The sequence below is a fragment of the Plantactinospora mayteni genome, from assembly GCF_016862935.1.
In the GTDB taxonomy this organism is placed as follows: Bacteria; Actinomycetota; Actinomycetes; order Mycobacteriales; family Micromonosporaceae; genus Plantactinospora; species Plantactinospora mayteni.
In genome coordinates this window covers 317,925-342,152 of the sequence record NZ_BONX01000023.1, presented here as the reverse complement: position 1 = coordinate 342,152, position 24,228 = coordinate 317,925, and the positions used below count along the sequence as shown (strand labels likewise).

General features: G+C 71.0%; 14 protein-coding genes. 9 read left to right on the top strand and 5 right to left on the bottom strand.

All coding sequences use genetic code 11. The features are described from left to right. The first annotated feature begins 320 nt into the window (after nucleotides 1-320). The 3 genes from Pma05_RS17680 to Pma05_RS17670 all read left to right on the top strand — a co-directional run bounded on the left by Pma05_RS17680 (nucleotide 321) and on the right by Pma05_RS17670 (nucleotide 3,650). Nucleotides 321-635 carry a DivIVA domain-containing protein gene (locus Pma05_RS17680; protein WP_203858503.1) on the top strand — a complete coding sequence of 105 codons (315 nt, stop codon included), beginning with the start codon at nucleotides 321-323 and terminating at the stop codon, nucleotides 633-635. Continuing rightward, complete coding sequence (locus Pma05_RS17675) at nucleotides 635-2,851, top strand: hypothetical protein (RefSeq protein WP_203858502.1); 2,217 nt, start codon at nucleotides 635-637, stop codon at nucleotides 2,849-2,851. The genes Pma05_RS17680 and Pma05_RS17675 overlap by 1 nt, the downstream gene beginning before the upstream one ends. Nucleotides 2,852-3,083: 232 nt before the next feature. Further along, a complete protein-coding gene (locus tag Pma05_RS17670) occupies nucleotides 3,084-3,650 on the top strand; it encodes a hypothetical protein (RefSeq protein WP_203858501.1) in 567 nt (188 codons plus the stop codon). A 25-nt stretch (nucleotides 3,651-3,675) separates the two neighbouring features. Here the strand turns inward: Pma05_RS17670 and Pma05_RS17665 are convergent, their stop codons facing one another. The 3 genes from Pma05_RS17665 to Pma05_RS17655 are packed head-to-tail and all read right to left on the bottom strand — an operon-like array spanning nucleotide 3,676 to nucleotide 7,059. Beyond that, the gene (locus Pma05_RS17665) at nucleotides 3,676-5,163 is read right to left on the bottom strand and encodes a CBS domain-containing anti-phage protein (RefSeq protein ID WP_203858500.1); all 1,488 of its coding nucleotides are present in this window, start codon (nucleotides 5,161-5,163) and stop codon (nucleotides 3,676-3,678) included. A gap of 7 nt (nucleotides 5,164-5,170) precedes the next feature. Next, the gene (locus tag Pma05_RS17660; RefSeq protein WP_203858499.1) at nucleotides 5,171-5,821 is read right to left on the bottom strand and encodes a hypothetical protein; all 651 of its coding nucleotides are present in this window, start codon (nucleotides 5,819-5,821) and stop codon (nucleotides 5,171-5,173) included. Further along, nucleotides 5,818-7,059, bottom strand: a complete 1,242-nt coding sequence (locus Pma05_RS17655) for an AAA family ATPase (RefSeq protein ID WP_203858498.1) — start codon at nucleotides 7,057-7,059, stop codon at nucleotides 5,818-5,820. Before Pma05_RS17655 ends, Pma05_RS17660 begins: the two co-directional genes overlap by 4 nt. Nucleotides 7,060-7,250: 191 nt before the next feature. Between Pma05_RS17655 and Pma05_RS17650 the strand changes: the two genes are divergently transcribed. From Pma05_RS17650 to Pma05_RS17630, 5 genes are all read left to right on the top strand, one after another. Then, a complete protein-coding gene (locus tag Pma05_RS17650) occupies nucleotides 7,251-13,712 on the top strand; it encodes a DEAD/DEAH box helicase (RefSeq protein WP_203858497.1) in 6,462 nt (2,153 codons plus the stop codon). Continuing rightward, the gene (locus Pma05_RS17645) at nucleotides 13,712-15,982 is read left to right on the top strand and encodes a UvrD-helicase domain-containing protein (RefSeq protein WP_203858496.1); all 2,271 of its coding nucleotides are present in this window, start codon (nucleotides 13,712-13,714) and stop codon (nucleotides 15,980-15,982) included. The genes Pma05_RS17650 and Pma05_RS17645 overlap by 1 nt, the downstream gene beginning before the upstream one ends. A gap of 213 nt (nucleotides 15,983-16,195) precedes the next feature. After that, nucleotides 16,196-18,589: a SulP family inorganic anion transporter gene (locus Pma05_RS17640; RefSeq protein WP_203858495.1), complete on the top strand. Its 2,394-nt coding sequence runs from the start codon at nucleotides 16,196-16,198 to the stop codon at nucleotides 18,587-18,589. 207 nt (nucleotides 18,590-18,796) lie between these two features. After that, nucleotides 18,797-19,513: a carbonic anhydrase gene (locus tag Pma05_RS17635; RefSeq protein ID WP_239312528.1), complete on the top strand. Its 717-nt coding sequence runs from the start codon at nucleotides 18,797-18,799 to the stop codon at nucleotides 19,511-19,513. 42 nt (nucleotides 19,514-19,555) lie between these two features. Beyond that, the gene (locus tag Pma05_RS17630) at nucleotides 19,556-19,963 is read left to right on the top strand and encodes an HflX-like GTP-binding protein (RefSeq protein ID WP_203858494.1); all 408 of its coding nucleotides are present in this window, start codon (nucleotides 19,556-19,558) and stop codon (nucleotides 19,961-19,963) included. A 24-nt stretch (nucleotides 19,964-19,987) separates the two neighbouring features. Here Pma05_RS17630 and Pma05_RS17625 read toward each other — a convergent pair whose 3' ends face one another. Beyond that, complete coding sequence (locus Pma05_RS17625; RefSeq protein ID WP_203858493.1) at nucleotides 19,988-22,930, bottom strand: hypothetical protein; 2,943 nt, start codon at nucleotides 22,928-22,930, stop codon at nucleotides 19,988-19,990. After that, a complete protein-coding gene (locus tag Pma05_RS17620) occupies nucleotides 22,927-23,175 on the bottom strand; it encodes a hypothetical protein (RefSeq protein ID WP_203858492.1) in 249 nt (82 codons plus the stop codon). The genes Pma05_RS17625 and Pma05_RS17620 overlap by 4 nt, the downstream gene beginning before the upstream one ends. Before the next feature lie 57 nt (nucleotides 23,176-23,232). Here Pma05_RS17620 and nudC point away from each other — a divergent pair, with 57 nt between their 5' ends. Then, nucleotides 23,233-24,156 (top strand): NAD(+) diphosphatase, encoded by a 924-nt coding sequence (gene nudC / locus Pma05_RS17615; RefSeq protein ID WP_203858491.1) that lies wholly within the window; start codon nucleotides 23,233-23,235, stop codon nucleotides 24,154-24,156. The last annotated feature ends 72 nt before the right edge of the window (nucleotides 24,157-24,228 follow it).

Here is a 24,228-nt window from a genome sequence, read left to right as displayed (position 1 = left end):
CTCCCCGGATGGCATGCCCATTCGATCACGGATCCACCTCCAACCTCAACCGGTTGTACCTAATCCTTGACCTACAACCGCTACCGATTGTAGGTTCGTCGCGACGCCTCCGGATGGCACTTGGGGTGTCACCTCCCGGCCGGACGGTCAGCTTGTACGGGTTGTCCGTCCCGGCTGCTGAGTCACGCCCTGCTGCCGTACGTGTTGCTCGTGCGTGCGGCGGTGGGGCGGGGTGGCCCCGGTCTGGGGTAGGGCAAGCCGAAGGTTCCGGCCGGGGCCACCTGTCCACGTCCTGTTCTCCGAGAGGCTGGTGAAAGGTTGTGCGTGCTCTGCTCCGGCGGGAGGGGCGAGAGGGGCAGTCGCTGCGGCGGCTCGGCTCGGCGTACCGGTCGGCGACGTACCGGCCGTTGTTGCCGTCGCAGGTGCGGCTGCGCCGGTTCACCCCGGTCGGCTTCGGTCGGCGGGGAGTCGATCCGGACGAGGTGACCGAGTTCCTGGAGCAGGTCGCCGGTGACCTGGCCAGGGCGTACGCCGAATTGGCCGGCGTCCGGGAGCAGAACGCCCGGATCAAGGACGCGTTGCGGCGGTGGCAGGCCCGGCAGGCGCCGACGGCGCACGAGTTGGCGAGGCGCTGATGGCCGGCCCTCCGATAGTGCAGTGCCGATCGTGTGACGGCCTCTCCTTCACCCTCGACCCGTGCCGCTGCACCTATGGCGGCAACCGCCTACTGATCGACGAAAGCATCGGCGACAGCGACGCGGATCGGCGGCCAGCGGGGGAGGCGTACCAGGACTGCCTGGAGTGTCAGGGGGTCGGCACGGTCGGTCGGCCCTGCCACGACTGCGGGCAGACCGGGCGGCGCCGCGCCCAACTCGTACTCACCATGGCGAATCTGGACACCGGGGCGGTGGCCTCGGCGAACGTCGTACCCGGGGTGGTGGAACCGGCGCCGTGGCCGGACGACGGCGGTGGGAGCTGGTATCTGCCGCTCGCCCCGCTGCTCCGCGACCTGGCCGCCGCCGTCGGTGTCGGCGCCGGCTCGTGGACGGATGTTCGCCAGCCCGGTGATCCGGACGGGCCGCTCGTCCTCCTGCCCCGCGCCTGGCGGCCGGAGCACTCGGCGTCGGTCCGGGAGGTGTTGGAGGCCGAGGCCATCGCCGGGGAGAGCAGCGACGCGTGGCGGCTCTATCTCGGCCGGGCCGCGGTCGCGCCGCCCCGGGAGGCGGCGGCCGAGCTGGGCCGGCTCTGCCGGCTGGCCGATCTGCTCTGCCTGGACCTGGTGGTCGAGGCCCGCCGCCTGATCGCCACCGACGGGCTGACCTGGGCGATCCGCTTCGAGGTGCCGGGCGGCCCGGTGCCGTCCGAGGCCCGGGGCTACGCCGACGACCTGACCACCGCGATCAGCACCACGACAACCCTCGACGCCTGCGACGGCCTGGAGGAGCGCGGCCTGACCGTCCCCGCCCACCACCTCACCATCGGGCAGCCACCACCCGACCCACCCACGATCGACCTGGACCAGCTCGAACGGCGGATCCTCGCCGACTGTCTCGACCTCGCCACCGGCGACCCGACCGCCGGGGCGCAGGCGATCTGGCGGGACGGCCGCTGGTGGCACACCAGCCTGCGTACCGCCGGGACCACGGAAACCCTCACCGAGTGGTCGACCGGGCAGATCTACAGCCGGCGTGCGACGAAGCTGCGCCGGGGATGGCAGCCGCCGGCACCGTCGTGGCAGGACTCGCCCATCCCGTACGTCGACTGCCCCGACTGCGACCCGCACAGCCGACTCCGACGCTGCGACTGTCGACTCGGCACCGACCGCGCCGACCCCGACTGCCCGAAGTGTGCCGGCTCCGGCCGTAGCCCGTCACTGCTGCGCTGCTACACCTGCCGGGGCAGCCGCCGACTCCACTCCGAGGCGGCCATCACGATCACCGACCTCGCCGGCCGGGTCGTACACCTCCGCTGGCACGGCGACGCGTCCGGCTGGCGTACCGGTGAATTCGCCTGGCAGGACGACCCCGCCGGCCACCAGGCCGATCGTGCCGGAGCCGGCGACGGCCGGGCCGGGCCGGCGGGGGATGAGACCTGGCGGACCGGCAATCAGGTGCGGGCACCGCACGTGGCAACCCACCCCGGCGGCAAGCCGCTGCACCAGCTTCCCGACCAGTTCCGGCTCGCCGGCTGGGCCGACCACTTCGGGGTACGCCCGGAGGACCTGGTCGAACTCGACGGCGGCGGCGACCTCGACCACAGTCTCCGGGACGGCACCGTAACCCTGCACCGGCCCGACGCCGACCCGCTGACCGAGTACCTGCGTTGGGCCGCCCGGGGCCGACCCGGCGGCCGGCTCTTCGTGCTGGCCCGCCGACCCGACGTGCCACCCCTGGCCGACCTGGTCCGGCTCGTCCTCGGGCTGCGCCTGACGGTCACGATCACCCTCGTCGACCACATCCGCAATGCCGGCGACCTCCGCCTTCTCCAGGGCGAGAGCAGGGACGTCACCGTCAACACACCCCGCCAGCTCCCCGCCCCGGCCGACCCGCCCACCCGATCCACTCCGGAAGCCGCGATCACGCACTGCCTCGAATATCTCGAACTCGCCATCGCCGGCAACGTCCCCGCCAACCCCGACAAGCAGATCCCGGTACCGCAGACCCCGACCCCGATCGCGGTCGACGACCCCGTATCCCTACTCCGCCGGCTCGCCCGCCACCACCCCGGGCAACCCGTCGCCGTCCATTACGACGGCGTCACCTGCCGGGTGTGGCTCCGCGAGCGTTCCGACGTACGCCAGCTCGCCACCGCACCCACCCTTCCCGCCGCCATCGGCGCCCTCGGCCTCTGACCGAACGCCTCCGCCGCCATCCGGATGCAACATCGCCGTACGCGCGGCGCTAGACGGGTGGCGGCCCCGGGGCCTGTAACGCCTACCGGGGTGGTCTGGGCGCCGCTTTGGGTCAGGTTCTCCGACGTCATGCAGGCTGAGGAGCGTGGCCAGACCTGATCAATAAATTGACTGCTATCGTTTGGCTCGGCATGGCGGGAGGGATCGGGGATGCTGAGTCCCGATGGAATCCATGGCTGACGATCGGATCGTCCGGAGCGCGCCGAGCATTCCGGACGAGGGACAGCCGTTCGTCCTACGTCGCAGGGCGCTCGTGTGGGTGCTGGCGCTTCAACCCGTCGTGTGGCTGGGTGTCCTGTCGCCACTGTGCATCGCCGCCATCAACCCCTCGGGGGTGCCGTGGACGCTGCTGGTGCTGGTCCTGCCCTTTCTGATCGTGGTGCTCTTCGCGATGGTCCGCGTCGTGTCCAGGGTGACCGGGGTCTGGCTCGCCGCCGACCCGGGCGGGGTCTGGGTGCGGGCCCGCAGTCGCAGCGGTACGGATGCCTTCGCGCTCCGGGTGCCGTGGAACCACATCGAGTCGATCTTCGCGATCCAGACCAGTCGTGTGGGTATCTCCGGCGGCCCCTGGACCCTGGTGGTCCGGGTCAAGGACCTGCCGGCCACGCTGCGCCCGCCCGATGGGCGGGAGGTCAGGCGCTGGACGTTCACGGTGAGCATGTGGCTGTCGAACTACTCGGCCCGCGAAGCAGTCGACGTGCTCGCCCGGCTCGCCTCGGAGCGGGCCCCGATCGGATGAGCAGGCGCCCGGGGGCGTCGCCCGGTCAGGTGTTGAAGGTGCGGATCAGGTCCAGAAAGTACCGGAGCCGATGCACGTCGGTTGGCTTGACCGGGTCCGGATTGAAGTGCATCACCTTGTTGCGGATGTGCCGTATTTGGTCGAGTCGCTTGATGAAGACGATCCGGTCGAGGGGCCACCCGAGGATCTGCCAGCACTCAGGGTCGCTTATGACGGACTGGTACTGGCCCATGGTCATGTGGTCGAATGATTTCAGGTTCTTACCCGCACAGGCCTGCTGGGCTGTCTCCAGGTCGAAGGTGTTCTGGATCAGGCGGCGCAACTCCTGGTCGATCTCGCCGATCAACAGGAACGGTGCGGCTGTCTCGTCGTACTTCTGTACAACATCCGCTGCCGTGATGATCCCGGTGATCTTGCCATCAAAATCCCGGACGAAGACGAACTCCTCCCGCCGCAGGTCGGCTATCGCATCGAGCAGGCGCACGTCGTAGTCGAACACCTTGGCGGGCGTGATCATCGTGCTCAGGGATGCATCCCGGTCGGCATGCTGGGCCTGTGCGATCGACTTCCAGCTCACCGCGCCGTACAGCTCGTCCGGTGCCGCGAGCACGGCGAGCTGGGAGAAGTCGTTCAGCAGCATGATGGTGATGACCTCCTGCAAGGAGGCCGAGGGTGAGACGGAGACCAGCGGTTCGTCATTGGAAAGGAGGTTGCCTAGGGTCACTCCGATGTCGGCCGAAGCCTCGTCGGTCAGCTCTGCCTGGAGCGTGCTTGAGTCATGACCGACGGGCACACCGCTGCGGCTCTCGTCACCCGGAGCCGGCAGGGGCACCAGCGTGACAGTGCGGTCGAGAGTGACCGCGCGGAAGTCCGGCACGGTGACAAGACCATGATTGGCCAGGTCAGCATCGATCTGCTGGCTCGTGTCGCGGTCCCGCTCCTCGAAGCCCCAGAGCCGGATGAGTTCCCGTACGGTCAGGCTCATCGGATCGCCGACCTCGGCCCGCCGGGAAGCCTCGTTCAGCATGTCGAACCGCCGGCGTACAGCCTCCCGAACGACCGCATCTTCAGGTTCGTCCGTGCCTGATGGCTCGTCGGCGACGGCTTGCAGCAGTAACCGCCGTAGCTCGTGCAGGAACGGCCCGTCCGTATCGAGGCGCCAGGCGTACCACCCGTGAACGTTTCGGCCGGAGTTGACTGCTTTGGCGGCTCCGGACGGCGTATTGAACTCACGACCGTCGGCGAGCTTGATCCGTCCCCGCTTGGTGATCACGGCCTCGTGCGCGAGGTCTGAATATGGAGGTCGATAGGATATGACCTGCTCCGGATCCAGCATGCCGGCGTCGAGCAGGTCCCAGACCCGGACCCTCCGGCCGTTGATCAAGGGGTGCCTGCGGCGGGGCGGCTCATGTGTCACTTCAGTCTGCTCCAGGGGTGAGCGTCCGACCGAGGTCGATGGGCGGAAGTGCGAGCGTTGATCGAAACGCACGGTGATCCTGGTGAGCGAGCCCATCCAATGTCTAGGCTTCGGTCACCTTTTTGACGAAGGCCAACCAACTGGCGCTCTTGGCGAACCAGGGCGGTGCCAGCAGTTTGAGGGCTACGATCTTCTCCGCGATCAGGGCGCTGTCGGCCTCAGCGTACGTCCTGAGGGTGGCGGGCTTCGACCCGGCCGGGAGCAGCGCCTTCTTCAGTTCCTCCTTGGAGTTGCGAATCCTGCCGAGATCACGCCCGGCGTACTCCGTCGGCATCCGCCACGAGGGGCGTACCGCCTTGAGGGCCTTGGGAAAGAGGAACCACCAGGTCTCGGTCTCCCAGGCCGGCACGACGGCGTGGACCGGCCAGGGGAGATCCGAATAGCACTCCTCGATCTTCGTGATCAGGCGCTCGTGCGCGGGCTCGACGGCGTCGGCGTCCTCGTGCATGAAGACGCATCGGATCGGTTTCCGCGCATGGACGGCGCGAAGCAGAGCGCCGTCGCGTTGGGCCTTGCTCGGCAGCCGCTCTGGAGGAACGTTCTTGACCAATGCCATTGGTTTGCGGAGGGTTTGGATGCCGGTCCCGAGGTCGGGGCGGAGCGCCGCAACGAGGATCTTGATTGCTTGACGGTCGTTGTCGTCTTCACCCAGGATCACCACTGCGCGCGGAGGGGCGCCGCGTTTGCCCGTCATTCAGGGCAGCCCCCCAACGCGCCGGTGAACCAGAGCTCGCCGAGCCCGATCTCCCCGTGCAGTTCCGCTTCCATCCGTCGGACGACCTCGGGCTCGATCGCCGGTATCCGGGAAGCAGCCTCCTCGTCACGCTCGCAGACGATCAACTCGCTAGATCTCAGCCGGTTGACCAGGGCCGGCGAGTGGGTGGCGATCAGGAACTGCGTACGCTCCGAGGCCTCCCGCAGCAGCTCCACCAGCCGGTCCAGGACGTGCGGATGTAATCCGTGATCGATTTCCTCGATGCAGGTCAGGCGTGGCGGCGCTGGGTCGTACAGCAGGGCGAGCAGGGCCAGCGCGCGAATCGATCCGTACGAGGCCTCCTGAAGAGTTGTCGATCCAGGTAGACCTTCCTCGAGCAGGTTGAGTACGGTACCTTCGCCCGCGCCGCCGATCGTCTCGAAACCCAGATCTGCGAGCCCTGGAATGAACCGCCGGGCGTCCCGGACCAGGGCCCTGAAGCGTTCGGGGTGAGCATCCGCCATGTAGGCCAGGAAGGACGCCAGATTCGTCCCGTCGTTGTCCAGGCGTTGGCTCAACCGCTGGGTGGCCGGTCGACGGGCCGCGGCAACGTCGACATCGAAGACCCGGAAACTGGCGAACAGGTCCGCCAGTGCCTCCACCTGCTCGCCGCCATCCTCCGGACTCAGCTTCGGGAGTGTCGCCAACCCGAGGGACCCTTCACGCAGACTCGCGGTGCTCTCCTTGCCGCCGACATTGAAGGTGATCTCGCTTCCCTTGACCTCGATTCTTCGTCCCGGGCCGGCAGTGCGCTTGAACATGAACGCCTCCGAGCGGCGGAGGTAGAATCTGTCCCGTAGGGGCTCTCGTAAGCCTGGGTTCCGAGGGTTCCGCTTGGTGCGGAGCTTGCCCAGCGAGAATTCCAGCGAGTAGTTATCCGTCGTGCGTGTATTGCTGTTCTTGGTGACTGCTGCCTCGACCTCAACAGATATGGCGTTCCCAGGCTTCGTCCCCCGGAACAGGATTCGCTCGAAGCCGCCGCGACGGTCGAGTGCCGGACCGAGATCATCCCTGATCGCGTCCCCCAGGAACGCGATCACGTCCAGGAGGTTGGACTTCCCGGCGCCGTTCGGACCCACCAGTACGTTTAGCGCGGCGAGGCGTACTTCCACGGCGCGGAGGCTCCGAAAGTTGCTTACCTTGAGCCTGAGCAGGTACGGCGGACGCTTGACAGCCACGACGGGAGCCTACTGGGTCAGTCGTTCCCGTGGCGGCAGGTCCGCTGCGAAGGTATCGAGTGCCTGCCCGGAGTCTGGATTGCGTCACACCTTCGGCAGCCCGCATCCCACCGTTCGGCCGTCCACCGTAGACGGAATCATGACAGAATGATCTAGAGATAGACGAGTAGCATGCCTGCGGTGAGTTGCTCATGAAGCCGACGATCGCCGCCGACACCCTTCGCAGGACGCTCACCCAGTACCTCACCACCACCTTCGGACTGACCGACGAGCCGGTCAGGCAGGGGCTGGAGGCGTTCCTCACCCACCCCGAGCAGGGCATCTTCCGAGGGCCGTACCTGCGGATCCGCACCCCGTTCCGGCCGGCCACCGCCAACTGGCGGTCCGCACTGGAGTGGGCGCCGGCCGGCTTCACGCCGTACCTGCACCAGGCGAGGGCGTTCCGTCGACTGTCCACACTGGGCAAGGACGCCGAGCCGACCCTGATCACCACCGGCACCGGTTCCGGCAAGACCGAGGCGTTCCTGATCCCGTTGCTCGACCACTGCCAGCGGGTCCGGCGGCAGCGCGGCCCCGGCATCAAGGCGATCCTGCTCTATCCGATGAACGCGCTCGCCACCGACCAGACCAAGCGGCTCAACGACCTGCTGGTCGAGCATGCCGAGCTGCACCAGGTCACCGCCGGCCTCTACATCGGCGACGTCGCCGCCGTCGAGTACCCCCGGGTGCTCACCAAGCGCTCCGAGATGCGGCGTACTCCGCCGGACATCCTGATCACCAACTACAAGATGCTCGACCTGCTGCTGCAACGCGCCGACGACCTGCCGCTCTGGGAGGGCGCCGAGCCGGCGTACGTCGTACTGGACGAGTTCCACACCTACGACGGTGCCCAGGGCACGGACGTCGCGATCCTGCTGCGGCGGCTCGCCGCCGCGCTCGGCCGGTCGACCCCGGAGCGTCCGCTCGGGCCGATCTGCCCGGTGGCCACCTCCGCGACCCTCGGCTCCGGCGGCGCCCGGGACGGCCGGGCGGCGATCCGGGAGGTCGCCGAACAGGTCTTCGGAGTGCCCTTCGCACCGGAGTCGCTGATCGGTGAGGACCGCTACGAGCCGGCCGAGTTCCTCGCCGAGCAGGATTTCGACCTGCCACTGCCCGACCCCGAGGAGATCGCCGCGCTCGACGAGCGCGCCTCCGACCGGCTCACCGACCGGGTGGCCGAACTCCTGCTGGGGAAGGCGCCGGCCGATCGGGCGCAGCTCGGCGCGCTGCTGCGCCGGCACCCGCTGACCAAGGCGGTGCTCGACTCGCTCGGCACCGAGCCGCGTACCTTCGCCGAGGTCATCGAGGTGCTGCCGCGCAAGAATGCCACCGGTTGGGGCAGCGCGATGAAGACCCGGCCCGAGGTCACCGCGCAGGCGCTCGCCCGGTTCGTCGGGCTGTTGGCCCGGGCCGAGAATCCGGACGCCCCGGGCCGCCCGCTGCTCAACATCGAGACCCACCTCTGGGTACGCGCGGTCTCCCGGCTGCTGCGCGGCGTCGGCCCGGAAACCACCTTCGGCTGGTACGGGGAGCCGGAGCGCGACGCCGATCCGTTCGCCCCGGAGGTCGACCAGGTGGTGGCGGACACCCGCTACCGGCGACTTCCCGCAATCTACTGCCGGCACTGCGGGCGCTCCGGCTGGGCAGCGTTCTCACCTGAGAAGGACCCGCAGGAGCTGGAGGTCGATCCGGACCGTATCTACCGGGGCTCGGTCGGTCGGGACAAGCGCCGGGTCCGGGCGTTCATCGCCGCCACCGCCGACGAGATCCAGCACCGCGACCGGGGCCTGCTGGTGCTGGAGTACGGCCGCCGGGTCCGGCCGTTCGACCCGGCCCAGGACCGCGCCGGACGGCTCGGCGACGAGTCGGTCGTCGTCCTCGGCGACCTGCTCGGGCTGGACGCCGCCGAGAAGGACCGCTGCCCCTCCTGCGAACTCGACCACGGGATCCGCTACCTCGGCGCCGGCCTGGCCACCCTCGCCTCCGTGGCGATCACCCAACTCTTCACCGGCGGAGAACTGGCCGGCGCCGAACGCAAGACGTTGCTCTTCAACGACTCGGTGCAGGACGCCGCGCACCGGGCCGGGTTCGTCGCCAACCGGTCGTACGCGTTCTCACTGCGCTCGCTGCTGGCCAGCCAACTCCGTCCCGGCCAGCCCGTCGGGCTGGACGAGTTGATCGTGGACATGGTCGGCGCGGCCGTCGAGCCGGAGATCCTCTGCACCGTTGTCCCGCCCGACCTGCACGACCAGCCGGGCGTCGACGGCCTGCTGGCCGGGGACAACCTCCGGGACCGGAAGGCGTGGACGCTGGTCGCCGAGCGGCTCGCCTTCGCCGCCGTCCTGGAGACCGGGCTGCGCGCCCGGCAGGGCCGAACCCTGGAGTTGACCCGTACCGTCGCGGTCGAGGTGCTGCTCGACGACCCGGCCGGGGCGGCGGCGGTGTGCCGGGACGTACACCTGACCGGGCCTGCCGTGGACGGCGGCCCGCTGCCGGACGACGCCCGCTACCTCGCCTTCCTGCGGGGTCTGCTGGAGCGGCTGCGCATCCGGGGGGCGGTCTATCACGAGTGGCTGGTGCCCTACCTGCGGCGTGGCGGCACCCGCTGGCAGATCTGGGGTGGTCGCCCGGAGGGGATGCCGGCGTTTCCGCGCGGGCTCTCCGGACCCGCGTTCCTGCTCGCCACCCCGAAATCCCGCTCGGAGTTCGACGCGGTCACCGCCAAGGGGAACTGGTACCAGGACTGGACCAGCCGGTGCCTCGGCCTGGATCCGGCGGTCGCCACCGGATATCTTGCCCGGCTGCTGCCGGCGCTGGCCGCCGCCGGCATCGTCGCGGCGCGGGACACCGAGGACGGCAACCGGGTGTACGGGCTGCTGCCCGGCCACCTCCGGGTGACGCTCCTGGACGACACCTCTGCGGTGCTGGCCGGGGTCGGCTGCGACACCTGCCACTGGCAGCAGACCGAGCATCCGGACCGGGTGGCCGACTGGGTCGGGCAGCCGTGCCGGCAGTACCGCTGCGGCGGGCGGCTGCGGCCCGCGCCGGACGACACCGCGCCGGACGACTACTACCGGCGGCTCTACCTGGAGAGTCCGGTGTTCCGGGTCGTCACGGGCGAACACACCGGCATGCTCACCCGAGGACAGCGGGAGACCGTCGAGGAGCACTTCCGGACCGGTGACCGGTACACCGACCCGAACGTGCTCTCCTGCACCCCGACGCTGGAAATGGGGATTGACATCGGGGCGCTGTCCGCAGTGGTGCTGGCGTCGCTGCCGACCGGGCCGGCGAACTACGTCCAGCGGGCCGGCCGGGCCGGCCGGAAGAGTGGCAACGCACTGGTGCTGACCCTGGTCGGGCGCTCAGACCGCGACCGCTACTACCTCACCGAGCCGCGCAACATGATCGCCGGCCAGATCGTGCCGCCCGGCTGCTTCCTCTCCGCCGTGGAGATCCTGCGCCGGCAGTACCTGGCACACCTGATCGACCTGGCCGCCCGGGGGCGGCTGCCCGGCGTACTGCCGTTGCCCCGACGCGCGCACCTGCTCTTCGGCGCCACCGGCTGGCTGGCCACGCTGGCCGAGGCCGGGCAGCGCGACGGCGCCCGGCTGGTCGAGGGATTCCTCCGACTGTTCGGCGACAAGGTCTCGGACGTCGCCGCCGAGCAGCTCCGGCACTTCGCCGACGCCGGGCTGACCGACCGGGTGAAGCGGGCTGACGCGGCCTGGGAGGACCGGCGGGGCGACCTGCAACGGCGGCTGGCCGGCATCGACGCCGTCGCCGGCACTTTGGTGAAGAGCGACCCGGACCACGCCCGCGAGCTGAAGATGCTCAAGTCGGAGGCGCGCGAGGTGCGCAAGCTGCTGCACCGGATCGCCGGCGCCGCCGCGCACGGCACGCTGGTCGAGTTCGGTCTGCTGCCGAACTACGCCCTGATCGACAACCGGACGCTGCTGGACGCCACCCTCACCTGGGAAGAGAAGATGCCGGACGGCAGCCGGCGGTTCCACACCGAGCTGCGCGAGTACGACCGCCCGGCCCGGCAGGCACTGGTCGAGATCGCCCCCGGCAACACGTACTACGTGCGCGGCTACAAGCACGAGATCTCCGGTCTGGACCTCGGCCCGGCGAACCGGCCGGCGTACGAGCGCTGGCGGATCTGTGCCCGGTGCGGCTACACCCGTACCCACCTCGCCCAGGAGGACACCAGCCCCTGTCCGCGCTGCGGCGACGAGGGCCTCGCCGACCAGAGCCGGCTGTTCAACGTGCTGCAACCGACCCGGGTGCTCACCCGGGACCGCCGCGATGATGCCCGGATCCGGGACGACAGCGATGACCGGGACCGCCGCTTCTACGTCACGCCCATCACCGTCGATGTCGACCCTGGGCTTATCGACTCGTCGTGGCGGCACACCGGGGACACCTTCGGGGTCGACTACACCCGCCATGCGTCCATTCGCCACTACAACCTGGGCGCCCAGCGCTACGACCGGGCCAGTGAATCCTTCGCCGGGGACGAGGTGCGGGTCAACCCGTTCCACACCTGCGACTCCTGTGGCGGCACGACCGTCGACGGGCAGCCGACGGTGAGTCAGGAGATCGCCGCGCACCTCGCCGGCTCGGCGGTGGCGAAGGAGGCCGAGCACCACCGGCCCTGGTGTCCGCACCGCCGGTCGCCGGGGACGGCGAACCACGTACCGCTGGTCCTGGCCCACGAACTGCGGACCGAGGCGCTGCGCATCCTGATCCCGGCGGTCACCGCGTTGGTGGAGGAGCGTGTCGTCTCGTTCGCCGCCGCTGTGCGACTCGGCATCGCGGCGGAGTACGGCGGGGACCCGGCCCATCTGCGGGTGCTCCGCGGGACCATGCCCGACGCGCAGAGTGGCGCGACCCGCAACTACGTGGTCGTGTACGACACGCAGCCGCAGGGCACCGGCTACCTGCATCGGCTCGCCGACCCGGAGCAGTTCCGGCAGATCCTCGTCCGGGCCCGCCAGATCATCGGCAACTGTGTCTGCCGGCACGAGGGGAGGGCCGCCTGCCACCGTTGCCTGCTCCGGTACGCGCGGGACAGCGAGTTCAACCTGATGAGCCGGGACGAGGCGCTGGGGATGCTGAGCCGGTTGCTGGACACCTGGGCGGTGCGGTCGGGCACCCGCAGCACCGACGAGATCTCGCTGATCCACCAGGTGGAGAGCGAGCTGGAGATGCGGTTCCTCAACAAGCTGCTGGCCTGGGCTGGCGAGCGGGGCTCCGGGGTACGCGTCGAGCGGCGGACCGACCACGACGGCGCGCGGATCGCAGACCTCCGGTTCACCGCCCCGAACGGTGTGGACGTCACACACTGGCAGATGAAGCTCCAGAACACGATTCGGGGCACCCGCCCCGACGTGCACTTCCGCCGGCTCGACGCGCCCTCGCCGGAGATCGCGGTCTACCTCGACGGGTTCAAGTACCACGCGTCGCCGCAGTACAACCGGCTCGCCGACGACGCCGAGAAGCGCAACCGGTTGCGGGCACACGACTTCCACGTCTTCGGCATCACCTGGGACGATGTCGACGGTTGGCGGGGCGGGACGGGCGGGGCGGAGGCGGCCTGGGAGCCGTACGGCGGGCTGGCCAAGCAACGCGCCCGTGACCTGTACCGGCAGTCCGTACCGGACGCCGACCCCGCCGATCTGGAACGGTACCTCTGGACCAACCCGGTCGAGTTGTTGCTGCGGTTCCTGGCCGAGCCCGACCCGCAGCGGTGGCGACGCCGTGCCGAGGCGGCCCTGGCCGGCCTGCTGGTCCAGGCGACGGAGAAGCCGAGCATTGCCGACTCGGCCGGTATCGGAGAGCGGATCATGGCTTCGCTGCGGGGCGAGGCCCTGCCGCCGGCCCGGCCGGGCCGGATCACCCTGGTCCGGTCGGCCGACGCCGCGGACTGCCCGGTGACCATCGTGGTGGACGGTCGAGGCGCGGAGCGGATCTGGTCGGCGTTGACGGTGGTGGACGACCGGCCGGAGACGGTCAACGCCGCTACCGACGACGGGCGCGAGCAGCACCGGCGTCGCTGGATGGGCTGGCTGGCCTGGGCCAACATCATCCAGTTCCTGAGCAGCGGTGGTGGCGACGGCGCTCAGCTCGCCTGGACCGCGCTGGACGACTTCGACCCTGCCTCGATGGCGGTGACCGAGGGAACCGGTCTGCGGCTCACCCAGCGGCCGATACCGGTCGACGCCGAGACCGCCGCGTGGCTCGGGCTCTCGCCGGAGACGACGCCGCCGGACGACGACGTCACCAGTACCGATTCGCCCTGGGGGGAGGTGCTGCACTACCTCAATCGGGACGAGTCCGGCCTGGAATCGCTGGTGCAGGCGCTGATCCGCCGCGACCTGCCGGTGCCGGTCGTCGGCTACGAACTCGGGGACCAGGGCTGGCAGGCCGAGCTGGCCTGGCCGGAGGAACGGGTCGCGGTCGTGCTCTCCGGTGCCGCCGAGGACCCGGAGGTGCAGGACCGGGACGGTGCGTATGCCGGTGCGGGTTGGCACGTCCGGACCGCGCGGGAGTGGTCGGCGGACGAGTTGATCGACCGGCTCGGCACGAGAAGTGGGGGAGGGCGTCAGTGATGGCCAAGGCCGCGACGTTGCGGATGCTGGACCGGGCCGACAAGGAGGTCATGAAGCTCTCCCGGGCGGAGATCGGAGCCGTCTACGAGTTCATGCACAAGTTCCGGCACAACCCGAGCAATCCGGGACTGCGGCTGAAGCAGCTTTCCGGCAGTTCCCGGCTCTGGTCCGCGCGGATTAACCAGGACCACCGGGCACTACTGCTGCACATCGCCGAGCAGGACTACCTGCTCGTCGCGATCCGGCACCGCAAGGACGTCTACGAGAACCTGGACCGGTACTCGTACCGGATCAACCGGGTGACCGGCGGCATCGAGGTGATCAACCTGGAGCCGGTGGGGGACAGCATCGTCGGTCGGGTGGTCTCGCCGGACTCGTCGGTGGCCGTGCCGGAGGTCGCTCCGGCGGTCGACCTGCCCGCCCCCGGCCGGGAGGGCGAAGCCTCGTATGACGGTGAACCCGGCGACTCGGCGGCGGTGGCGGCACCGCTGTTCGAGAGATTCACGGACACGCAACTGGTCGAGCTGGGAGTCGCCGAACCGCTACTGCCGCAGATCCGCGACCTGACGAGCGAGACCGGGCTGCTGGAGTTGGCCGAGCGGGCTCCCCAGCTCACCACCGACGTGTTGCTGTCGCTGTACGACGGCAGGTCGTACGACCACGTGCGCACCCACATCACCGAGCCGGTACGGGCGGAGGAGGTGGTCGACCCCGACGACTACCGGCGGGCGGTGGAGCGGCCGGCCACGCAGGTCTCGTCCGACGACGAGGCGTTGCAGGCGATGCTCGCCGAGTCGTTCGACCGCTGGCAGATCTTCCTTCATCCGACCCAACGCCGACTGGTCGAGAAGCGGTACAAGGGGCCCACGCGGGTGGGTGGTGGTCCGGGGACCGGCAAGACGATCGTGGCGTTGCACCGGGTCGCCTACCTGGTCCGGAAGCTACCGCCTGGGGTGGACAAGCCAGTCCTGCTGACCACCTTCAATCGAAATCTCGCGGCGGACCTACGGACGCGACTGATCGCCCTCGGCGGGCAGGATCTGGTGTCTCGGGTGGACATCGTGAACATCGACCGGCTGGCCAGCCGGGTCGTCGCCGAGGCGAAGGCGGGAACGGACAAGCGGATCGTCGACGACAACGCGGTTCCCGATCTCTGGCAGCAGTACCTGCTGGAAACTGGGGAATCCGGTTGGCACGCGGAGTTCCTGGCCGCCGAGTGGACCCAGGTGATCCTCGGCCAGGTGCTCGGCTCCCGGACCGACTACTTCAACGCGCGGCGTCCTGGTCGAGGTCGCTCGCTCAGCCGGGCCGAACGTGACCAGATCTGGCGGCTCACCGAGCGATTCACCAAGTGGCTCGACGACCAGGGCAGATGGACCTGGCGGCAGGTGGCTGAACGGGCGGCCCGGTTGGAGATGGACCGGGCCGAGCGCAGTGCGGGCCTGCCGCCGGAGGACTCGGGCGGCTTCCTGCGGCACCGATACCGGCACATCGTCGTGGACGAGGCGCAGGACCTTAGCGCCGCGCACTGGAAGATGCTGCGTGCGATGGTTGCCGCCGGCCCGGATGATCTGTTCCTGACGGGTGACACGCACCAGCGGATCTACGACAACCATGTGACATTGAGCAGCCTGGGCATCAACATCCGGGGCCGGTCCGCCCGGTTGACCCTGAGTTATCGGACTACCCGCCAGATCCTCGCCGCAGCCTTGGAGATTATGAGCGGCGAGACGTATGACGACCTCGACGGCGGTGCGGAGGATCTCGCCGGCTACCGGTCACTGCTGCGTGGTGGCTTGCCGACCTTCCAGAGCGCGGCATCCTGGCACCAGGAACGTGAGCTGATCATTGCTCAGTTGACGGCCTGGGGAAGGCCGGCAAACGGTTCGGTGGCCGTTGCCGTACCAACGCGGGAGTTGGCGGCGGAGGTCGCGGACCGGCTGGAAGCCGACGGCATCCCGGCAGTCGAGATCGGTCCGGACGGGCCGAAGCGTCCGGACGGTGTGCATGTTGGCACCATGCATCGGTTCAAGGGGCTCGAATACCAGCGAGTCATCATCGCCGGCGCCAGCGACGGACTTGTTCCCCGGCAGGTGATCGGACGCCACCGTGAAACCGATCCCCGGCGCTACCAGAGGGAACGGCAGCGGGACCGTTCCTTGCTCTTCGTCGCAGCCACCCGAGCCCGAGACGAGCTGGCTGTCACCTGGCATGGCACGCCCAGCCCATTCCTCACTAGTCGGTTGGTGCAGCCACATCTGATCGAATAGCGGTTCACCCTGTTCGTCTTCAGGCAAAGTCCTTGCCGAGTAAAAGTGATAAATCGTCACTATAGGGAATTCCAATGACCTAGCGCTACAATTCTGACGGACAGCGACGTTCCCCCTCCACAGCCCGACCAGCGCACCCGGAATCGGACGCGAGCCGGCCCGGCAACCAATCCCTCTGCCGTCATCGCGGCCGGCGGAGCCGGAGGAGACACCATGTCGCCCACCTCGATCGGCCTGGCCGGCACACCGACCCGACTCCGCTCCTGGATACACGGAAGCCTGCGCTACGACCTACCGGCCTCGCTCGTCGTCTTCCTGGTCGCGGTCCCGCTGTCGCTGGGCATCGCCGCCGCCTCCAACGCCCCGGTGGCCGCCGGACTGATCGCGGCCGTGGTCGGCGGGGTCGTCGCCGGCCTGCTCGGCGGGTCACCGCTCCAGGTCACCGGCCCGGCGGCCGGGCTGACCGTGGTCGTCGCCGAGTTGGTGAGCCGGTACGGCTGGGCGGCCACCTGTGCGATCACCGTCGCGGCCGGGCTGTTGCAGGTCGGCTTCGGGTTGTGCCGGATCGCCCGTACCGCGCTCGCCCTCTCGCCCGCGATCGTGCACGGGATGCTCGCCGGGATCGGGGTCACGATCGTGCTCGGGCAACTGCACGTGCTGCTCGGTGGCGAACCCGGCAGCACACCGATGCGCAATCTTCTCGACCTGCCCGCCCAACTGGCGACCCGGCACGACCACGCCGCGCTGATCGGACTCACCGTGATCGGGCTGCTGGTCCTCTGGCCCCGGCTACCGAGACCGGTCCGCCGGATACCCGGCCCGCTCGTCGCCGTCACCCTGGCCACCCTCGCCGCCGTGGTCTGGAACGACGTCGACCTGGCCCGGGTGGAGATGCCGGGATCACTGCTGGCCGCCGTACACCTGCCGGTGCTGCCCGACCGGGACTGGTTGGCGGTCGCCGCAGCGGTACTGACCGTGGCCGTGATCGCCAGCGTCGAGAGCCTGCTCTCGGCCACCGCCGTCGACCGGCTGGCCGCCGACCGGGCCAGCCCGGACGTGCCCGGCCAGGGTGGGCCACCCGGTCAACCCGGACCCCATGGGTACGGCCCGAGCAGGCCGAGCAACCTGGACCGGGAGATGATCGGCCAGGGAGTGGCGAACAGCGTCTCCGGGCTGCTCGGCGGGCTGCCCGTCACCGGCGTCATCGTGCGCAGCTCCACCAACGTCAACGCGGGGGCCCGGACCCGGGGCTCCGCCGTGCTGCACGGGGTGTGGGTACTGCTCTTCGCGGTCCTGCTGGTCGTACTCGTCGAGCGGATCCCGATGGCCGCGCTGGCCGGGCTCCTCGTCGTGGTGGGCCTGCAACTGGTGAAGATCTCCGACATCCGGCGGGTACGCCGGCACCGCGAACTGACCGTCTACGTCGTCACCGCCCTCGGCGTGGTGGTCTTCAACCTGCTGGAGGGGGTACTGATCGGGCTCGTCCTGGCGGTCGTGCTGATCCTCCGCCGGGTGGTCTGGGCCAAGGTGCACGCCGAGCGGGTACGCGCCGGTCCGACGGGCCGCGAGCACTGGTCCGTACACGTCGAGGGAACGCTCAGCTTTCTCGCCGTCCCACGGCTCTCCGTCGTCCTCGGGCGGGTGCCGCCGGGCAGCACCGTCGACCTGGAACTCGTCACCGACTTCCTGGACCACGCGGCCTTCGACCACCTCGACGGGTGGGTACGCCAGCACGAGACCACCGGCGGGCGGGTACACCTCGACGAGGTCGGCCCGGCGGCGCTGCGCGGCGATCATCCCCGGCCGCCCCGGCGGATCCACGCCCTGGTGCCGCCGCGCTGGTTCTCGCCGTGGTCGAGTTGGCAGGCCCGGCACCCGGGGCACCCCGACGGGGCCGGTGACCCGAACCGCGCCGACCAGTCCGAGGCGGTGCATGCCGCGCTCCGACCACTGCACGTCGGGGTACGCGAATACCATCGCCGCTCGGCCGCCCGGCTGCGGCCGTTCCTCACCGGACTCGATGGCCGGCACGAGCCGTACAGCTTCTTCCTGACCTGTGCCGATGCGCGGATCGTGCCGAACGTGATCACCAGCAGCGGGCCGGGTGACCTCTTCACGGTGCGCAACATCGGCAACCTCATCCCCACCGACCATGTCGCGGAGTCCTCGGTCGCGGCTGCCCTCTCGTACGCCGTCGAGGTGCTCTGTGTGCCCGCGCTGCTGGTCTGCGGGCACTCCGGATGCGGGGCGATGCAGGGGCTGCTCGGCGGGCGCGGCGAGGAGGAGAGCCACGTCGGCCGGTGGCTGCGCTGGGGACGGCCGAGCCTGGATACGTGGCGGGCCGGGCACCCGGTCGGGCTGGCCGCTGCCGGGGACGGTCGTACCGAGGTCGACCAGTTGGCGATGGTCAACGTCGCCCGGCAGGTCGGGGTACTCCGGGAGTTCCTCGCCGCCCGGGACGTCGACGCGGCGAAGGTGTCGGTGCAGGGCATGTTCTTCGACATCCAGACCGGCCTGCTGCTGGTCCTCGACGAGCGGCGTCAGCGGTTCACCTCCCCACCGGACCAGGAACTGGAAATCACCGGCGCCGGATTCGTACGCCCGTAGTTCGGACGTAGTTCGGAGGTCCGTCGGAAGGACCGGATCGACGCTCCCTCCAGGCTGGAGGCGCGGCAATGTAACCCTTCGGCCACGACACGGCAAGGAGTTCCCGTCCGACCGTTCACCGGGCACCGTGGAGTGTGCCGGATAGTGGCGCAGGCAACTCCCAGCCGTCATTCAGGTTCATTCCCGCGCGGCGTACCTTCACGATTTGTGAAGAACATTCAACGACAGTCGACCATCTCCCGACGCTCGCTCCTGGCCGCCGGTGGACTGACCGCCGTCGGTGCCGTCGGCCTCGCCGGCCCGGCCGCCGCGCAGCCGTCCGGCGACGCACCCGCCGACAATCCGCGGGCAGCACTCGCCCGCCTGCTCGACGGCAACCGGCGCTTCGTCCAGGGCCGGGGCCGGCATCCGCACCAGTCTCCCCGGTACATCCACGACCTCGCCGCCGGGCAGGACCCGTTCGCGATCGTCGTCGGCTGCGCCGACTCGCGGGTACCTCCGGAGGTGCTCTTCGACCAGGGCCTCGGTGACCTGTTCGACAACCGGGTCGCCGGCAACATCGTCGACACCATCATGCTGGGCAGCATCGAGTACGCCGTGGAGCACTTCGCCCCGCCGGTGCTGGTGGTCCTCGGCCACGAGCGCTGCGGTGCGGTCTCCGCCGCCGTGGAGACGATCGAGAGCGGCGGACACGCCCCCGGCGCGATCAACGCCATCGTCGAGGCGCTGCGCCCGGTGGTGGAGCCGCTGCTCGGTACCCCCGGTGACGTGGTGGAGGCGGCGGTCCGGGCCAACGTACTGGCCCAGGCGCGGCACCTCGCCGAGGCCAGCGAAATCATCGCCGAGAAGGTGCACGCCGGTGAGCTGGCGATCGTCGGCGCCCGCTACGACCTGGACAACGGCCGGGTCACGCTGGTCGACTAAAACGTGTACCGGTCGACGGATCGGGGCTGCGATCCTGACGACGTGGCTCCGATCCGTACCGCCCTTCTCGTGGGGCTCTTCTCGGCCAAGGTCCGCGACCACCAGGACCAGTTCGACGCCCTCGAAGCCCGGCTCGGCGTGCTCGGCGTCCGGGTCTGTGGGCGCTTCGTCCAGCGCCGGGGAGTCTCCGACGGCGGGGTACGGCTGCTGACGGCGCCACTGTCCCGTCGGTTCCTGATCCGGGCCGGAAAGCTGGCGCAGGTCGCCGAGGCGTGTGAGACCGACGACGTCGACGCGGTGGTGTTCGTCAACGACCTGACCGGATACCAGCGCGGTTGCCTGTCGGTCCGGCTCGGGCGCCCGGTGCTCACCCGGGTCGATGTGACGCGGTCGGGGTCGTCCCTGGTCGTGCCCGCCCGCCGGCACCGTCGCCCGCGCCGCCGCCGCTAGCGCTGGCGACGGCAGCGAGGCCGACTAGCGATCCGGGCCGTTGGCCCGGGACCAGAGCGGGACCCAGCCGCCGTCGGCCAGCCAGGACGAGGGCAGCACCAGCCCGTGCGTGGCGACCCGGTCCCAGAACCCGTCGGGTACGGCACCCAGCTCGATCGCGTCGGGCCAGCCGGACTGCCAGTTCTCGTCCCGGAGCGACGACTGTGGAAAGCCCGGCACCCGCACCCGGCGACGTGGCGCCACAGCGGTGACGTCCGCAGTGGACGGTCGGGCGTCGGGGCGACCGGTGGGCAGGCCACCCCAGGAGGTCACCGCCAGCGCGGCACTCCGGAGCAGCCCGGGGTGCGGCCGAGCCCGTACCGCCTCGGCCAGTTCGGCGGCGTCCTGCCGGAGCAGCGTACCCAGGGCGGCGCGCAGCCGCAGCGCGACCAGGTCGGCGGTACGGGCGACGGCGACCTGCCCGACCCGGGCCAGCGGCCGGAGCGAGCCGGGCAGCGGCGCGTCCACCAGTAGTGGAGCCAGCCGGTCCACTGTGGGCGGTGCCGGGGTGCCGGGGCGGGACGGCGGCAGGGTGCCCACCGCACGGGCCAGTGGGCGGTACCCGCTCGCCTGCCACAGCGCGACCAGACCGGGCCCGGCCGGGTCGGCCAGGGTGAGCCGGCAGGCCCGGGCGACGGCGGCGGGGGTGGCGCGGCGCAGTGCGGTGAGTGCGTCGTGCGGGTCGGACGCCGGTGTCGCCGGTGCGCCGGCCAACCGGGTCGCGAGGACTGCCAGCAGCTCGGCCGCCCGTACGGCTTCCGGCTCGGCGACCGTCGCCGCCGCCAGCTCGTCGAGGCGGTGGCCGAGGTCACGCAGCACCCGTACGGCGGGTCGGGGCCGGGTGGCCCGGGCTGGCTGGCCGGGTCCGGTCTCGTCGTACGGGGCCGCCCGGCGCGGCTCCGGGATTGCCGGCTCGGGCAGGGCGAGGGCACGCAGCCACCTGCCGGTCTGGCGCAGCAGCGTCGGATCGGGATCCTCGTTGAACCGGGCCCGGATCTCTTCGAGCCGCCAGCCGCGCGCGCTCGGCCGCAGCTCGGCGTTGACCAGGATGCGGCCGTCCGGTGCGCGGAGGGCGATCAGCGCACTCCGGCCCGGGGTCGCGTCCTCGACGTAGTGCGGGCTGGCGATGCAGTTGCCCATGTAGTGCGACCAGTCCGCCAACTGCCGGGCCGTCCGGGCCAGTTCGATCCGGGCGTCGGTGCCGGGCAGCACCGTACCGTCGAAGTGCTCGACCGGGGTCGGCACGGCGAAGGCACCGGTCAGCGCGGAAGCGATGGCGGCGTTGTCGACCAGCCCGGCGACGAGTTCCGGCCAGCTCCAGCAGCGGGGCGGGACCGTGGCACCGAGGTTCACCAACTGCGCGGCGCCGGCCACGGCGAGCGGGATCGACTGCGATCGGGGCACCAGGGGCTCGTCCGGCGGCGCCGGATCGGTGTCGGCGGTCGGGCCCTCCAGGTGCGGGGAGAGTACCGCCTGCGGGTGGCCGTTGAGCTGGGCGAGCGCGTCGGCGAGTTCGGCGTACCAGAGCAGGTCGCCGATCGTCTCGACCTCGGCCACCGGGCGCTGCGGTGCGGCGCGCAGCCGCTCGGCCAGCGGCGGGAGGGGTGGCTCCGTGCTCAGGATCGGCTGGTGGTCCCAGCGCTCCGTGCGGTCCGGCGACAGGTAGCCCACCCGGTCCCGCCAGTCGGACAGCGGCCTGCCGGCCCAACCGGCGAGCTGCTCCCGCAGTGAGAGAGAGTCCTCGGGGAAGAACGAATCGACGAGTTTTTCGGCGGCGTCCAGCACCATCCGGCCGTAGTCGCGGGCCCGGGCCAACCGCTGTCGGAGGTAGCTCGCCGCCCGGGAGTCGAGCGGCTCGCCGGGCCGGCTGCGGGCGAGGATGTCCCGCAGGTACGAGCCGGGGCGGGCCGGCAGCCCAGTGAGGCCGGCCGTCCGGCGGGCCGACAGCGACGCCTCGGGCCGGGGCCATCCGTCGACGGCCGCCTCGATCTCGTGCCGGTGCTTGGCCAGGGCGGCGTCGAGGCCACGGTCGACGGCGGTGGCCGCGAGCCGGGCCAGCACCGTCGCCGCCAGCGCGTCCCGGAGCACCCGGTCCGCCCTGGTCAGCCAGTATCCGGCCGACGGCCGCCACAGGGCGGCTTGCAGCACCGTCGGCTCGGGGCCCAACTCCCGGCGCAGCCGCAGCGTCAGCTCGTCCTCCTCGTACCGCCGGTAGCGCGCGGTCAGGTCGGCGGTGCGGTCCTGTCGCCCCTGCGAGGCGCGCAGCCGCTCCCGCCGCAGTCGGGTCGCGCCGTCGGCGCAGACCTGCTGCCACAGGTCGGTCAGCAGGGCGAGGCGGCGCGGCCGGGGCACCTCCCGGAGTACTCGGGTGAGCTGCCCGCCCACCACTGACGGCAGCCTGCCCGGGAACGGGTCGATCCCGTCCGGCGCCCGCAGCTCCAACACCCGGACGAGCTGTTCCGGCCCGAGTACGTCGCTCGCGGCGACCGCGAAGCGCAGCACCGGCCACCGACCGTCGTCGAGTACGGCCTGCGCGGCGGCGCCGAGCGGCTTCGTCGCGTCCGGGCCGAACAGCGCGACGAGTACCGCCCGGCGGTCGCCGAGCCGTCCGGCCAGCCCCGGCACCATCAGGGCGGCGAGCACGGCGTCCCGTCGGTCACCGGCGGCACCCTCGACCCTGGCAGAGCGAAATCCGTACCCGAGGTCGACGCCGGCTCCGGCGGCCAGCGGACCACCGGAGGCGACCAGCCGGGCGAGTTCCGCGATCGCCTGCTCGGCGGCCTCCGGGCTGGCCGGGCGGGGGCCGAGCACGACCGGGCTGCCCGGGACCAGTTCCGCGCCCGGCTCGACGGCCCGGCCTCGTGGGCCGGGGGCCCAGATCCGTCGCTCCGGTCCGGGCACCACCCCGCCCGACAGCCGCAACGTCACGCATCCATGATGCTGCCGCTGTCCAACGCATTTGCCAGGCCGGATTCCGAGGTGCCGATGCCGACCTGACGGCTGCCCGGCGCTCCACCTGCCGGCCCGGCCGACAGCCGCCCCCGCCGAGCCGCCGGCCGGCCCGACGGCTGCCCGGCGTCCAGGTCGACTGGCGGCTCGTCCCGGCTCGCCCCGGAGGCGACCGGGCGGGCGGGGCGGTGTCGGGCATAACATGCGGTGGTGCCGCTGATCATGTCGTACTTCCCGCAGGTCGGGCCCACTCCGGTCGGCCACAGGCCCGGCGGTGCCGGATGCTGAGCGGGGGCGTCGTCACCGCGTACGCGGGCGGGGCCCTGGACCGTGCGGGTGGGCTGCGGCGGGATCCCGACGGGTTGCGCCGGCTGTTCGCCAGTGACCGGGCCGAGGTGGTACCGCTCTGGCGGGACCGCTGCCTGGTGAGGCGGGACGCGGTGTCACGGTTGACCGATGGCGGTCAGCACCGGCTACCGACCGACCTCGGTGACCCGGTCTTCCTCGGCCTCGACGGCGACCGGCCGATCTTCGCCGTCGACCTGAGCGGCGTACCGGAGCACGAGGCGCTCAGCGCGGTCGGTGCCGACCGGGCCGTGGACGTACGCCGGCTGGTGCAGCGGCTCGACCCGGCCGAGGCGGCGGTGCTGGCGTACGCCCGGGGGCTCTGCTATTGGCACCGTAACCAGCGCTTCTGCGGCGCGTGTGGCGAGCCTGCCCGGTCGGTCGAGGGCGGTGCGGCCCGCAGGTGCACCGGGTGCGAGCAGCTCCTCTTCCCCCGGATCAGCCCGGCGGTGATCATGTTGGTGGAGTTGCCCGGCCCGCCGGCCCGCTGCCTGCTGGCCCGGCACGCCGGTGCGGGCGAGGACTCGTTCGCGCTGCTGGCCGGCTTCCTGGAGGTCGGCGAGAGTCTGGAGGACGCGGTACGGCGGGAGGTGGCCGAGGAGGCCGGTATCGCCGTCGACTCGGTGCACTACTTCGCCTCCCAGCCGTGGCCGTTCCCGGCCGGCCTGATGGTGGGCTTCTTCGCCACGGCCGGGGACGAGGTGACCACTGTGGACGGCGAGGAGCTGCTGGAGACCCGGTGGTTCAGCCGGGCGGACCTGCGGGACCGACGGGCGGTACGCGGCCGGCTCGGCAACCCGGACTCGATCGACCGGCTGCTGCTGGAAGCCTGGCTCGACGCCGACCCGGATCACCCGTAGCCCCGGATCACTCGTAGCCCCGGTGCCGGGGGTGTCCCCGCCCCGCGGGGTCGCGCGGGGCGGGGACGACGA

Coding starts and splice junctions, on each gene's coding strand:
- Pma05_RS17650 (WP_203858497.1), top strand. CDS start 7,251: ATGAAGCCGACGATCGCCGCCGACACCCTTCGCAGGACGCTCACCCAG.
- Pma05_RS17645 (WP_203858496.1), top strand. CDS start 13,712: ATGGCCAAGGCCGCGACGTTGCGGATGCTGGACCGGGCCGACAAGGAG.
- nudC (WP_203858491.1), top strand. CDS start 23,233: ATGCTGAGCGGGGGCGTCGTCACCGCGTACGCGGGCGGGGCCCTGGAC.
- Pma05_RS17670 (WP_203858501.1), top strand. CDS start 3,084: ATGGCTGACGATCGGATCGTCCGGAGCGCGCCGAGCATTCCGGACGAG.
- Pma05_RS17665 (WP_203858500.1), bottom strand. CDS start 5,163: ATGGGCTCGCTCACCAGGATCACCGTGCGTTTCGATCAACGCTCGCAC.
- Pma05_RS17675 (WP_203858502.1), top strand. CDS start 635: ATGGCCGGCCCTCCGATAGTGCAGTGCCGATCGTGTGACGGCCTCTCC.
- Pma05_RS17640 (WP_203858495.1), top strand. CDS start 16,196: ATGTCGCCCACCTCGATCGGCCTGGCCGGCACACCGACCCGACTCCGC.
- Pma05_RS17660 (WP_203858499.1), bottom strand. CDS start 5,821: ATGACGGGCAAACGCGGCGCCCCTCCGCGCGCAGTGGTGATCCTGGGT.
- Pma05_RS17620 (WP_203858492.1), bottom strand. CDS start 23,175: ATGATCAGCGGCACCACCGCATGTTATGCCCGACACCGCCCCGCCCGC.